General features: G+C 69.5%; 12 protein-coding genes. 1 reads left to right on the top strand and 11 read right to left on the bottom strand.

Annotated features, from left to right (window positions below):
- Positions 1–131: 131 nt before the first annotated feature.
- The 3 genes from R5W23_RS08145 to R5W23_RS08135 all read right to left on the bottom strand — a co-directional run bounded on the left by R5W23_RS08145 (position 132) and on the right by R5W23_RS08135 (position 3,577).
- Positions 132–1,709, bottom strand: coding sequence for a hypothetical protein (locus R5W23_RS08145; RefSeq protein ID WP_320685901.1), 1,578 nt, complete (start codon positions 1,707–1,709; stop codon positions 132–134).
- A 3-nt stretch (positions 1,710–1,712) separates the two neighbouring features.
- On the bottom strand, positions 1,713–1,964 hold the full coding sequence (locus R5W23_RS08140) for a hypothetical protein (protein ID WP_320685900.1): 252 nt from the start codon (positions 1,962–1,964) through the stop codon (positions 1,713–1,715).
- Between the two features lie 71 nt (positions 1,965–2,035).
- Positions 2,036–3,577, bottom strand: coding sequence for a HEAT repeat domain-containing protein (locus tag R5W23_RS08135; protein ID WP_320685899.1), 1,542 nt, complete (start codon positions 3,575–3,577; stop codon positions 2,036–2,038).
- 270 nt (positions 3,578–3,847) lie between these two features.
- Between R5W23_RS08135 and R5W23_RS08130 the strand changes: the two genes are divergently transcribed.
- Entirely contained in the window at positions 3,848–5,899 is a 2,052-nt protein-coding gene (locus R5W23_RS08130; protein ID WP_320685898.1) for an FAD-dependent oxidoreductase, read from the top strand.
- A 226-nt stretch (positions 5,900–6,125) separates the two neighbouring features.
- On the opposite strand, the gene R5W23_RS08125 is transcribed toward R5W23_RS08130, so the two are convergent.
- From R5W23_RS08125 to R5W23_RS08090, 8 genes are all read right to left on the bottom strand, one after another.
- Positions 6,126–7,049: a glycosyltransferase family 2 protein gene (locus tag R5W23_RS08125; RefSeq protein ID WP_261187557.1), complete on the bottom strand. Its 924-nt coding sequence runs from the start codon at positions 7,047–7,049 to the stop codon at positions 6,126–6,128.
- Complete coding sequence (locus R5W23_RS08120) at positions 7,046–8,020, bottom strand: GNAT family N-acetyltransferase (RefSeq protein ID WP_320685897.1); 975 nt, start codon at positions 8,018–8,020, stop codon at positions 7,046–7,048. Before R5W23_RS08120 ends, R5W23_RS08125 begins: the two co-directional genes overlap by 4 nt.
- Before the next feature lie 34 nt (positions 8,021–8,054).
- Positions 8,055–8,867, bottom strand: coding sequence for a phytanoyl-CoA dioxygenase family protein (locus tag R5W23_RS08115; RefSeq protein WP_320685896.1), 813 nt, complete (start codon positions 8,865–8,867; stop codon positions 8,055–8,057).
- Between the two features lie 31 nt (positions 8,868–8,898).
- Positions 8,899–9,930: a class I SAM-dependent methyltransferase gene (locus tag R5W23_RS08110; protein WP_320685895.1), complete on the bottom strand. Its 1,032-nt coding sequence runs from the start codon at positions 9,928–9,930 to the stop codon at positions 8,899–8,901.
- A 34-nt stretch (positions 9,931–9,964) separates the two neighbouring features.
- Positions 9,965–10,879 (bottom strand): glycoside hydrolase family protein, encoded by a 915-nt coding sequence (locus tag R5W23_RS08105; RefSeq protein WP_320685894.1) that lies wholly within the window; start codon positions 10,877–10,879, stop codon positions 9,965–9,967.
- 109 nt (positions 10,880–10,988) lie between these two features.
- Positions 10,989–11,675, bottom strand: a complete 687-nt coding sequence (locus tag R5W23_RS08100) for an acetyltransferase (RefSeq protein ID WP_320685893.1) — start codon at positions 11,673–11,675, stop codon at positions 10,989–10,991.
- A gap of 13 nt (positions 11,676–11,688) precedes the next feature.
- Complete coding sequence (locus tag R5W23_RS08095; RefSeq protein ID WP_320685892.1) at positions 11,689–12,435, bottom strand: class I SAM-dependent methyltransferase; 747 nt, start codon at positions 12,433–12,435, stop codon at positions 11,689–11,691.
- 64 nt (positions 12,436–12,499) lie between these two features.
- Complete coding sequence (locus R5W23_RS08090; protein ID WP_261187564.1) at positions 12,500–13,510, bottom strand: NAD-dependent epimerase/dehydratase family protein; 1,011 nt, start codon at positions 13,508–13,510, stop codon at positions 12,500–12,502.
- Positions 13,511–13,593: the final 83 nt, after the last annotated feature.

Genomic DNA, 13,593 nt, shown 5'->3' with positions numbered 1-13,593 from the left:
CGTTTATACCCACACTTCATACACCCCACTTCCGGTCGCCCCTCCCTGGCCACTGAACGAGTTCCGACCACCCGCCGGTGCAGCGCAGGTCGTGAGGCCTCCCGTGAGGCCCATGACGCCATTCACCAAATTCAATCCGCCGCCGTCAGTTCTGAATCGACACGTTTGCGGCTCGAACGCCAACGGAGGTAGCCGGCCACCACTACAGCCGCCAACCCGGCGCCAAACGTTCCACCCGCCAACCCCCAGTTCACCACATACGTCTGCCTCTTACCCTGCGACACCCACACGAACTGCTCCTCTGGGCCGACCGCTGAGGCGATCGGTTCACGGCCCGCGTGGAACTGGTCGAAGAGGTGCGCGTCGAAGATCGACGCCCCTTTCGCGATCTGCTTGTTTTCGTACTCCTGGTACGCCCGCTGGTAGCCCTGTCCGTGTGCGAGTTCCGCCTCGAACCGTGGACGGAGTTCGGCGACCTCGGCGGCCGGTATCGGTGCGGTAACGTTCTGCCACGCCGGGCGGCTGTCGCTGGCAGGTGGGATGTAAGTTAATGTCTGTTCAATCTCGGCCTGTCGCTTTCGGCAGTGGGTGAGAAGGAACCCCCGGAGGGACGGATCCGGCCAGTAACGGTCGGCCAGTCGATACGCCCGTTCATACGCCGCCCAGGCAATGTGTCGCTGACCCACCCGCAGCATGACCTCGCCCAGAGCGAGCGCGAAGTGCGGGTTGGCCCCGCCGCCCTGTCGCCACATCCCGATGATCCCGAGCACCGGTTCGTCGAAGGGCACGGGCTTGCGGTGTGAGGGCACCGGCACCGCCTCCCATCCTTTCTCCGCGCCCACTTTCGTAATGTGTTCGCGGATGCGGCTCAACTCGGTCCACCGGGCGGGGTCGGCGTGATCGGTACCGGGCTCGAAGAAGCTCTGCAACCCGTACACCGCCTTCCCCTGACTAAACTGCGCGTCGACCGCCCGCCCGTAACCGGTTTGCATCCAGTTCGCCTCCCGGTTCAGACACTCCTCGATCCCGAGGTCGAGCCGGTTTCCGAGGCAGTCGAACGTGCGCAGCAGTTCGCGGTCGTGCATCGCGGCGAGCAGGAATTCGGCAACCGCCGTCTGCCACCGCTCGCGCCCGAAGTGGGCTTCCGGGTTAACCTCGACCGATTTCCGGACCAACCCCACGCCCTCGCAAAACTGTTGTCGTGCGGCCGGGACACCGGCCACCGCATCCGCGAAACTGGCGTGGATCAGGAACGTGCCGAGGTTGGCGTATGACGTGTACAGGTCGCGCCCGGAGAGCCCCTTGGCCTGCTGGCGGGCGAGCTTGTCGCGTGCGACCGCTGCGGCCTCGTCCGGTCGCCCGAGCCGTTCCAACCCGACCGCGAGGTCGTCGGCGAGTGGGAACGTCGCGGGGTCGTCCGGGGCCAGTGCGGCGAGGCGCCGGCGGGTGTGCCAGTCGCGCGAGCGGTAGTGCTCCCGGCCGTGTCGCGGGAACCGCTCGTGGATGACATCGTGGACCATCGCGAACCGCAGCGCCGCCCCGCCGGCGAAGGGGGGAACGTGGTGCGGCAGCGGGGCGCGTTCGGCCAGAGACGCAGGGGGCTTGTAATACGGACCCGCGTGTGAGGCGATTCCGCCCACGCAACCGGCGAACAGCCCGAGGGCCGCCGCACCTACGGTCCAAATGCTTTGGCGCACACGACTTGCCACGGATCAGCTCCGCGTTCGGGGGGTGACCAGCACGAGGACGCACGCCGCCACAAGCAGAGCGGCCCCGGCTCCGAACATGAAACGGGTGCTGGGGCGGTCCGTGGGCTCGGACGAAGGTGCGACGGGTGGCGGGTTGGAACTCCGGTACTGGGACCGGAACTCGCGCTCGTGGGCGGGCAACTCGACATCGTTGAGGCACGCCAACAGTGGCCCGGCGCCGACCGCGAGGGTCAGGCAGGCGAGCAGACGAGACATCAGCGACTCCGGTTGAACGGTATAAAGTCGGGGCGAACCTGATGTCAGTTTCCCGCAGTCGGGAACAGGTGTCAACCGGGCACTCCGTATGCCGTCGCCAGCGCGACTTGGAGGTGCAGGTTGTCCACGTCGTCCAGATGAGAGCACGAGACCGGCAGCGCGAGATCGGTGGCCGCCCCGAGAACTGCGATGTGCAGCGCCCACGTTACCGCCGGTGGTTCGGCCAACAGCTTGGTTAACTGGCGGATTTCGTCCGTTGCTTGGAGCGTCGTGAGGTGATCCACCGCCGCCACCCGCAGTTTCTCCGGCCGGTTTCGGTCCGCGGCGACCGACTGTAATCGCTGCGCCGCTTCGTTCCGATCCGCATGAGCGACGAACGCGGCGAGTGTTTCAGTCGCGTGGGTACCCAACGTCTGCGGTTGGTGCAGGTGATCCCATGCGAGCGCTGCGATATGTGGGTCCGGTGGTAACCGGCCAAGTTCGTACAGCGCTGATTTGCGCACACCAAAATCGGGGTCGCGGGCCAGCGCCAGTAACCCGTCTTCGTCGCCCCACGCGCGGAGCGGCTCTGTGCTCCTTTGGCGTACCAGCGGATCGGTATGGTTCCGCATCACCGGGCGCACCTGGCGCCGGGCGGTGGGCGGGTACGTCGCCCATGCCTTTCCCCAGAGCACTTCCTCCAACACTTTTGGGGACGTGTCCGGGTCGGCGAGTAATCGGAGCAGATCGGACGGAATTGGTGGCGGAGTTTCGCGCGCGGGTTGCGCTGCGAAGGGTTCCGAGGCGGGCGGGGCCAATTCTTCGTCCGTGTATGACAGGAGATCCCAGACGGGCGCGAGCCAACTCCGGACCCGAGCAGACACGCGCGGGCCGTCGTCGCAGACGTACCGCAGACAACCGGATCGGATCTCGTCCCAGCTCTCACGGGCGGCGCAACGGATCGGCTCGGCGGGGTGATCGAGTTGTCCGTGAAGGCTGCGGATCACGTGCCGTGAGGGGTAATACTGCAACGTGAGGAGCGCCTCGATGGCGACACGCTCGACGGGGTCGGCGGTGGCGGTCGCCAGTGCCGTTTCGGCCGCGACCGGTTCGTCCCAGAACAGGATTTTCGCCGCGGTCGCACGCACCTCCGGCGCTGAGGCGGTCAGAGCCTCGATTTTCGTGTCCACGTCGGCCGGGGCGTCGAAGAAGAAGATCATTCGGTCGAGCGCCGTTGCCCGCAGCGTGTGGGTCGGGTCCCCGGCAACGGCACGCACGATGTCCGGGCAAGCGGCTGCACCCATCGATCGTAGGGCGTGTTGGCGGAGGACGGCGTCGGGACCGTTCCACCAGCCCCGCAACGTGCCTTCCGACCAGTCCACCTCGAGGTGGTCCATGTTCCGCAGGACGTAGCTCGCGGCCTCGCGCATCGCGACCGTGCGGGCGTGGTCCGTGAGTGTTCGTTCCAGGATCGGGACGGCTCGCGGATCGGAAACCGCCACCAGCGCGTTGACCACGTCGGGCCGCTCGTCGTCCGGCAGGTCGGGGGCCGTTAGTCGGTCGAGGAGCCGGAACGTCCACCGGCGGTCGGCGGATCGGGCGATCGCGTCATAGGAGTCGGCAAGGGGTGTCATCGGAGTGACGTTCCTGCGCGGGTACGAGGCGGTCACGCCGAGGTGCGGCCGCGTGTGTAGCGAAGACGCGCGCCCGGGGCGGGCGGTTCGCGGATGTCGTGCCCGCCACCTCCCAACGGGGCGGGCCGGGGCGCCGCGGCTAATTGTTCTACAGATGGTGTGGCGCTTGCGTCTGTCAGCGGGTGGGTGTAACCTTCGCACCCGGGCCGTACAACACCCGGAGTTGCGCGGCACACGTGCGACTCCTCTTCCCCGATCCCGAGTCCTGTCATGCGCTACCTGATCGCGGTGGCCTTTCTCTCAATCCCCGCGGCGGCCCGCGGCGCCGAGTACGACGTCGTGGTGTACGGCGGAACGGCCGGCGGCGCGATGGCGGCCGTGCAGGCCGCGCGGATGGGTAAAACGGTCGTGCTGGTGGAACCGGGCGCGCACATCGGCGGCCTCACCAGCGGCGGGCTCGGGTGGACCGACAGCGGCGACAAGCGCGTCATCGGCGGGCTCGCGCGGGCGTTCTACCAGCGGGTCAAAAAGCACTACGACGCCCCGGAGGCGTGGACCCACCAGAAGCGCGAGGGGTACCCGTTCTACCGCAAGGACGAGGACGCCATGTGGACGTTCGAGCCCAAGGTGGCCGAGCAGATCCTGCGGGACTTTCTCAAAGAGGCCAAGGTGGAGGTCGTGTTCGGGCAGCGGCTCGACCGCGCGAAGGGCGTGGCGCTCGACGGCAAGCGCGTCACCTCGCTCAGCACCGAGGGCGGGAAGACGTTCGCGGGCAAGATGTTCATCGACGCCACCTACGAGGGCGACCTGATGGCCGCGGCGGGCGTCTCGTTCGCCGTGGGGCGCGAGCCGAACTCGCGCTACAACGAGGCGCTCAACGGGGTGGCCCGGAAGTGGAACCAGCACACCCACCGGTTCACCGCGAAGGTGGACCCGTATGTCAAGCCCCGCGACCCCAAAAGCGGGCTCCTGTTCGGCATCGACGCCGACCCGCTCCCGGCCGACGGCGAGGGAGACAAGCGGGTCCAGGCGTACTGCTTCCGCATGTGCATGACCGATGTGCCCGAGAACCGCGTGCCGTTCGAGAAGCCGCAGGACTTCGACGAGGCGAAGTACGAGCTGCTGTTCCGGAACTTCGAGGCCGGGGACCTGCGGGTGCCCGTCAAACCGGACCGAATGCCCAACGGCAAAACTGATACGAACAACAACTTCGCCGTGAGCACCGACTTCATCGGCCAGAACTACAAGTACCCCGAGGCCGGGTACGCGGAGCGCGAGACGATCGTTGCCGCGCACCTGAGCTACCAGAAGGGGCTCATGTGGGCGCTCCAGAACCACCGCCGGGTGCCCCAGAAGGTGCGCGACCAGTTCGCGAAGTGGGGGCTGGCGAAGGACGAGTTCACCGATACCGGGCACTGGCCGCACCAGATCTACGTGCGCGAGGCCCGGCGCATGGTGGCGGACTATGTTATCACCGAGCAGGACTGCCGGCGCCGGCGCGACACCCCGATGTCCGTCGGGATGGGGTCGTACAACATGGACTCGCACAACTGCTGCCGGTACGTCACGGCCGACGGGTTCGTCCAGAACGAGGGGGACGTGCAGGTGTCCCCCGGCGGGCCGTACCGCATCAGCTACAAGTCGATCGTGCCGCAAACCGGCGAGTGCCCCAACCTGTTCGTGCCGGTGTGCCTGAGCTGCTCCCACATCGCTTACGGGTCGGTCCGGATGGAGCCGGTGTTCATGGTGCTCGGCCAGAGCGCCGCGACCGCCGCGTGCCTGGCCATCGACACCAAGGTGGACGCGCAGAAACTGGACTACGACGCGCTGCGGAAGCGGCTGCTGGCCGACGGTCAGGTGCTGGAGTCCGCCGCGCCGCCGTCGGCCGGCGCCGTGGACCCGAAGACGTTGGCGGGCGTGGTGGTCGATGACGCCGACGCGGAGCGCACGGGCTTCGAAACGGTCAGCTCGACCATCGGGCCGTTCGTCGGCGTCGGCTACCGGCACGACGGGAACGCGGACCGGGGCAAGCAGACGGCCAAGTTCGTGCCCGATCTCCCGGCGGCCGGTAAGTACGAGGTGCGGGTGGCGTACTCCGCCAACGCGAACCGCGCGTCGAACGCGGCGGTGACGGTGACCCACGCCGGCGGCGCGACCGAAAAGACGGTGGACCAGAAGAAGAAGCCGCCGATCGACGGGCTGTGGGTGTCGCTCGGGACGTTCGAGTTCGCGAAGGGGAAGGGCGGCAGTGTCACCATCACGAACGCCGGCGCCGACGGGTACGTGATTCTGGACGCGGTCCAGTTCGTGCCGGCGAAGTGATCGCTATCGTGTGTCGCACGCCGTTGCACGACCGGCGTCCGTCATTTCTTCGGGAGGTTCCGGAGAAATCATCACAACCCGCTGGTAGTGTCTGTTTCTTGTGGCACAGACATTCCTGTCTGTGCGACATTCAGTCGCCGCACAGACATTCCTGTCTGTGCCACGAAGACAAAACCAAAACAGACACCGCCAGCCGGATCGTGAATGAGAGCCGCCGGGGCGGCGGCTACAGCACCTCGTCGATGACGGCCTCGGGGCGGCCGTTGATCTCGTCGAAGATGCGCCACAGGTACTCGCCCATCACCCCGAGCATGCAGATCACCAGCCCGAGCAGGAACGCGATGATGGACGCCAGCGTGGCGAACCCGGGCACGTCGTAGCGGCCCAGGAGCCCGTTCACCACCACGAACGCCACGAACATCAGGCTGCCCGCCGACACCACCATCCCGGTCAGCGAGATCAGCCGCAGCGGCACAATCGAGAACCCGAGCATCGTGTCGAGGAAGAACTTCCACTTCTTGCGGAACGTCCACCGCGACTTGCCGTGGACCCGCTCGCGGCGCTCGTAGGGGATCACGTCCGGCTTGAACCCGAGCCAGAACGCGAACACGTTCGGGTTGCTGTTCTTCCCGCTCGCCCGCAGGTGCGCGAGCAGCGCCTTGTCCATCAGCGCCAGGTCGTACCCGCCGTCCGGGTAGTCGTCCACCACCACCGCCCGCAGCAGCCGGTAGTACGCCTTGGCGAACAGCGTGGTGAGCGGCGGGTCCGCCCGCTTGGCCCGCACGCAGGTGACGAACTTGGACCCGGCCAGCCACCGCCGGGCCATCTCGACGATCAGCGCGGGCGGGTCCTGGAGGTCGGCCGCCAGCGGCATGAACGCGTCGCCGGTGACGAACTGGAGCGCCGCCTTGGAGGCGTGGACGGCTCCGAAGTTGCGCGACAGCTTGACCACCCGCGTGGCCGGCCGCGCGGCCTTGATCTTGAGCAGCTCGGCGTAGGAGCCGTCCCCCGACCCGTCGTCCACGAAGATCAGCTCCAGCTCCACGCCCAGGTCCGCGAGTTGCCGCTCCACCCCCAGCAGCTCCTGAAACAGCGGGGGCAGCGAGCCCTCGTTGAAGTACACCGGCACCACGACCGAGATCTTCTTCATCGGGCCGCCCCCGTCAGCGCACCGGGCCGCACGGCCGTCAGGTCGATGCGGTACTGCTCGTGGGCCACGGCGCGGGCGCCGAAGCCCTCCTTCTGGTCGATCAGGCCCGCGTTGACGGCTCGGCCGGCGTCCTCGTGGGAGCCGCCGAAGTCGAAGTACGGGTGTTCGGCGTACACCGTGCCGAGGAGGTGGTCGAACAGCAGGTCCAGGGCGGCGCACGCCCGGCCGGCCGGCGACGCCGCGATGTACTGGCAGTGCGCCACCCGCTCGGACTCGTACACCAGCACCCCGGCCAGCAGCTCGCCCCCGGCCGCCGCGGTGAACAGCCGGATGTTCCGCGGGAACCGCGCCCTCAGCAGCTCGATCTCGGCGAGCGTGTGGACCGGCTCCGCCCCGAACCGCTCGGCCAGCGTGGCCGCCAGCAGCTCCCAGTACGGGCCGCACTCGCCCGCTTCGGCCACCGCGGCGCCGGCCTTCTGTGCCTTCTTGATCCCGCGCGCGCGGCGCGTCTGGTACGGCAGCCGGTCCCCGCGCGGCACCACCGACAGCACGTCGCGGCGCAGCAGCCCGGCCCCCGTCAGGAACAGCGCGTACCGGTCCTCTTCCGCGGGCTGGCGGTGGTAGATGTGCGGGATCGTCTTGTAGTCGAAGGTCACGAAGCCCTGTCCGCGCAGGTACGCGGCGACCGCCTCGAACGCCCCCAGCATGGCGGGCGTCTTCATCCCGGGGCCGATCACGAACCCGCCGTACGAGAGCCCGCCGTGGCTGACGAGCCGGTCCCCGGCCGCGTGCGCCGGGAGCACCGCGGCCAGCGCCCCCTCGGGGTCGCGGACGAGCAGCGAGTGGTCGGCGAACCGGTCGCGGTGGTAGTCCATGTACCCGCGGCACAGCAGGAACGTGCCGTTGCGGCTGGCGCGGACGAACGCGTCCCACGCGGGCGCGTCGTCGGGCGTGTACCGGGTGACGATCATGTCGGGGCGGTCTCGCGGGTGCGGCCGGCGGGGCTCAGCCGGCCAGCTTCTCCAGCCGGCGCCCGCGCCACTCGAACGAGCTGCCGGCCGGTTCGGTTTCGTACCCCAGGAACTTGCGCAGGAACGGGTCTTCGGCGAACCGGCCGCCCAGCGCGCGGGGCAGGCTGATCTGTTGCTGTAGGAGCGGCAGCCCGAGCACGTTGTTCAGCCCGCGCCGCAGCCGTCCCGAACGGTTGGTGCCCGCGCGGTGGTACAGCATCGAGTCGAACACCAGCACGTCGCCCGGGTCGCCGACCGCCCCGCGCTCGTGGGCGCGGACGTAGTCCGCGGACGGGAACTGCTCGCTCTTGTGGGACCCCGGCAGCACGCACGTGCCGCCCGTCTCGGCGGTGAACGGGTCGATACACACCAGCGCGCTGAGCGCGAGCGGGCGCGACGACACGAAGTGCTGGTACGGCAGGTCCCGGTGCCAGGCGGCCTGGTAGTTGTCCCCGGCCGGCGGGTTGATGACGCCGTTCTGCTGCTGGAGCACGAAGTACTCGCCGAGCAGCGCGGCGGCGACGGCCAGCAGCCGCGGTTGGGTGACCAGCTCCAGGAACAGGTCGTCCTGGGCGAGCGGGCACCGGACGATGTTGGCGTCGTTGATGCGGGCCAGCCGGTCCGCGCCGCCGGCCGCGGCGGCCTGCTCCGCGTACAGCCGGTCTAGCCCGGCCCGCGCGGCGTCCAGGTGTTCCGCCCGCACCACCCCGCGCAGCACCGTGAAGCCGCACAGCCGGATCTCCTCGGCGTGCCGCTCCGCCTCGGTCCCGACCGCGGTCGTCTCCCGCACGCCGTACGATTTGATCATGCCCCCTCCGGCCCGTGTGGGCACCCGCGGCTCACGCCGCCTTCGTCTGAGCCGCCGCGGCCCGCACCGCCCGGTCCAGCCAGTCGTGGATCGACAGCCCGGCCCGCGCCGCCGCCTCCTCCGCCAGGTGCTTGGCCTCGACGGTCACGCCCTCCATCACGCCGTAGTAGCGCGAGCGGTGCGTGCCGCCCCGGCGGCCCCGGATCGGCAGGTCCAGGTCGAGGTACGGGGCGCCCTCTCCGACGCGGAAGTCGACCACGTAGTAGGCGCTGCCCAGGAGCCACCGCACCCCGGCGTCGCGGGCGGTCTCGGGCAGGCACTCGAGCGGCGGGGCGTAGCAGTACAGCTTGCTGGAGTTCATCAGCACCTTGCCGTGCGGCGTGCCGCGCAGCCACGGGGCCACGCCCTCGTCGCCGAACACGACCTTGCCGCCCACCCGCACCACCCGGGCCATCTCGGCGATGGCCTTCGTCTTGTCGGTGAACAGGTTCAGCCCGCCGAAGTGGAACGCCGCGTCGAAGTGCCCGTCCGGGAACGGCAGGTTGGCCGCGTTCCCGACCGAGAACTCGACCCGCGGGCCGTCGGGCCGGGCCGCCGCGGCCACCCGCTCGCGCCCCAGCTTGAGCATGTGCGAGGACAGGTCCTGGACGTAGAGCTCGCCCCCCGCCCCGAGCCGCTCGGCGATGTGGACCGAGTCGCGGCAGGTGCCGGCGCCGGTCTCGAGCACCTTCGAGCCCGGCTTCAACTCCAGCAGGTCCACCATCTTGCCGCGGACCGTCCGTTCGTCCTCGCGGAAGCTCTCGAACACCCAGTCCAGGACCGCGTCGTACCCCTGGTACGACGCCTGGTAGTAGGCGTTCTCCTGCTTCTCCTCCTCGCAGAACAGCTCGTCGTTGAGGTCGATCAGGTACGGGATGCCGCCCTCGACGGCGTAGGCGCGGCCGGAGCCGGACACGAGCCGGCCGGCCGCCACGTCCTCGCCCGCGGCCCCGCCCGTGGGGTCGAGCGCGAGGGGCTCCTTGGTGTACGGGCACCGATAGACCGCAGTCGCGCTCCGCCGCATGATCGCTCCCTCCCGTTGAGGCGCCCGCCCCGGTTCAGGCCGCGCCCAGGACCGCGTGGCCGAACCCGCTGCGGCCGTGGCCGTTGCCGTTGTAGAACATGAGCCACCGGCCCTTCCACGGGATCACGTTGGCGTAGCAGATGATCTCGCCGTCCCACCCGGCCGGGGAGCGCTCGATACCGTAATCCGGGTCGCGGGTCCAGGTCAGGCCGTCGGCCGAGCGGGCGTGGCTGATCGCGTACAACTGGCTGTGCGACCGGGACGAGTACCACATGTGGTACTCGCCGCCGAACCGCACCACCCAGGGGCGGCCGACCGAGTACTCGTCGGGCTGGAGCGGCTCCAGGCACGGGACCGGGTCGGCCGCCCAGCGGAGCCCGTCGGGCGAGGTGGCGTGGCGGATCACGTTGTTGTAATGGAGCTTGCCGCCGGTCTCGGACCAGTGGGTACACGACACGTACCACATCCGGTAGCCCCCGCCCTCGGCGAGCACGCACGGCGCGCCGCGCAGGAACGGCTCGTCCGGGGTGCGGTCGAGCAGCGGCACGCGGGACCGGCGGGCGAACGTTCCGCCGCCCGCGTCCCCGTCGGCCAGCCCGGTGAAGATCATGTACGGGATCCGCTCGGTGCGCTGGAACCCGTGGTAGTACAGCCGCAGCCCCTCGGGCGTTTCGACGACCGACGACGGCACCACCCCCGAGTCCTCGAACGAGCCCAGCTCGCCCAGGTCCAGCACCGGCTCCGCGGATTCGGCGAGCACCCGCGCCGGGTCGTCGCCGTCCAGGTCGACGTAGCCGATGCGCCCGAACTTGTTGTCGTCCAAGGCGGCGAAGTACACGCGGATCGACCCGTCGGGGCGCGGCAGGGCGGTCGGCAGGTGGGCGTAGCCCTTCGCCCACCAGCGGTCGCCGGCCGGGGCGTAGATCAGCCCCTTCTTCTCCCACCTCATGCCGCATCCGACCTTTCACAGTTTCGAAGCGCGCCCGCTCGGTTCAACGCCGGGCGCGCGGAACGGTCCCCGGCGAACGCCCCGAGCGCCTTCGTGCCGTGGGTCCAGGTTAGGCCGCCTCGGGCACCTTGGAGAACCGGCGCGCGCTGATGGGCTTGCTGAGGTCGCTCAGGGTGCCCCGCACCAGCGTGTCCGCGGGCACGTCTTTTACGACCGTAGCGCCGGCCCCGAGCAGGCAGTCCGCGCCGACGGTCACGTTGTTCCCGAGCGTTGCGTTGACGCCGAAAAAGCAGTGCGCCCCGACGGTGCAGAACCCGGACACCACGACGTGCGAGGAGATGAAGCAGTGCTCGGCGATGGCGGAGTGGTGGCCGATGTGGTTGCCGCTCCACAGCACCACGTTCGCCCCGATTTTGACGAACGGCTGGATCACGTTGTTCTCGAACACGAAGCAGTGCTCGCCCAGCTCGACGTTCCGCCACACGAATGCCCGCGGGCTGACGTACGATGCCGGCCGGTAGCCCATCTCCTTGGCGGCCCGGTACAGGCGCGCCCGCAGCCGGTTGAGTTGTGTGTACACGAGGGCGGCGTAGAACGAGTGGTCGGCCGGCGCGTACCGCTCGGGCAGCTCCTCCAGCGGCACCACCGGCTTGCCGAACAGCTCGGTGCGAGTCAGGAACGCCCGCTCCACCGCGAACGCCACCACCTCGTAAGGGGAGTCGTGGGTGAAGTACTCGTGGGCCACTTCCGCGAACGCACTGTCCCCGATGAGGATCAGCTTCCGGTCCTTCTGCATCGGTCCGTCCTCGTCAGGGGCGCACGATCAGGATGTCCTCGCGCCGGTTCGCCATCGGCAGCTCGGCCGCCTGCGGCACCACGTACGCGTCGAACCCGGCGGCCCGCGCCCGCGCGACCAGCGCGAGCACCGCCGCGTCGTCGATCTTGCCCCGGTCCGGCGCGTTGAACCGCACCTCGGGCGTTTCGTCCGTGCCGGTGAACGCGCGGTGGCACCGGACCCCGGCGTCCGAGGCGAAGAACCGCTTCCGCTTGCTCACGTTCGGCACGTCGCCGATGAGGAGCTGGCCGCCGGGGGCCAGCAGCGCCAGGCACGCGTCCAGGAAGTCGAACACGGACGCCTCGACGAACACGTACTGGAGCACCGAGTACACGAGGACGACGTCGACCCGGCCCGCGTGCGCCGCGAGGTCGCCGTCCTGCGGGAACCGCCCGGGAAACTTCCGCACCCGCGGGTCGTCCGGGATGTGCGCGAGCATCTCGGGCGAGTCGCACAGCAGCAGCTCGTGGCCCTGCTGGCGGCACGTCTCGAGTAGCAGGTGCGGGAGGTCGCTGCACCCCGGGCCGATGTCGAGCACCCGTTGGTCGCGCAGGTCGAGGTTGGTCAGCTTCCGCCGCACGTCCCGGTAGATGTTCGCCTCATGCCCCGCGCGGTAGGAGTCGGGGAACCCGATGCGCTCGTAGCGGCTGAGCCCGTCGGTCGCCGCGAGCGCGCGGAACCCGTCGAAGGTGAGCGCCGCGAACCGCTGGTGGTCGGTCATGGTGGAGGGCCTCCGTGCCGGCTCCGGGTGGTTCGGGTTCACGCGCGACGGGGCGGCCCGCGCCTCAGGCCGCGCGCCGCACGCCGGCGGGCTGCCAGTAGTGGTCGCGGTGCCGCGCGTAATAGTCCAGCGTCTGCCGCAGCCCGTCCTCGAGCGCGGTCCGCGGCTCCCAGCCGACGGTGGTGCGGATTTTGGTGATGTCCGAGTAGAAGTCCCCCGGCTCCTGGGCGGCGCGCTCGGGGGTGAACGGCGCGAACCCCCACACGCACCCGGGGCACAGCCGCTCCAGCGTCTGCGCCAGCTCCAGGAACGACGCGGGCCGGTCGCTGCCGACGTTGAACACCTCGCCCACCGCGGCCTCGCTCGTCGCGCACGCGAGCAGCGCGTCCACGCAGTCGTCCACGTACACGAAGTCGCGCAGGATGCGGCCGTCCCCGAACACCTTGATCGGCACCCCGTCGAGCGCCTGGCGGACGAACCAGTTCACCACCCCGTACTGGGAGTGCTTCATCTGGGCGCGCGGCCCGTAGATGTTGGTGAGCCGCAGCATCACGGCCCGCAGGCCGTGGATCTGGTGGTACACCTGGATGATCTTCTCGGCCGTCAGGTTCGAGATCTCGTAGATCGCCTTCGGGTTGGTGGGGGCGGTCTCGGCGACGGGCAGCCGCAGCGCCGGCCCGTACTGCCCGCGGGTGCCGGTGAACACCAGCTTCGCCGTCGGGTTGTGGTGCCGCAGCGCCTCCACCACCACCGCCGTGCCCTTGATGTTGAACTCGATGTCCGGGAACGGGTCGGTCATGCTCATGACGTGCGACACCTGCCCGGCGAGGTGGAACACATAGTCCTGCCCGCCCACCAGCCAGTTCATCGCCAGCCGGTCGCAGATGTCGCCGAAGTTGACCGTCACGCGGTCGCGGACGTGCTTGATGTTGAACAGGTTCCCGCCGTACTCGGGGATCACCGCGTCCACAATGGTGACCCGGGCGCCGGCCTCGGCGAGCCGGATCGCCAGGTTCGACCCGATGAACCCGAGCCCGCCGGTGATAAGCACTCGCTGGTCGGTCCAACCGCTCATGGGCGCCCCCGTCGTTCCACGACCCGCTCGCCCGGCGGTCCCGGGGCCAAGCGCCGGCGCGCACGCCCACCGGCCGCTTCACG

This window comes from Gemmata algarum, from assembly GCF_034097035.1.
Classification (GTDB): Bacteria; Planctomycetota; Planctomycetia; order Gemmatales; family Gemmataceae; genus Gemmata; species Gemmata algarum.
The sequence above is the reverse complement of the archived record's forward strand: the minus strand, read 5'-3'. Positions and strand labels throughout refer to the sequence as shown.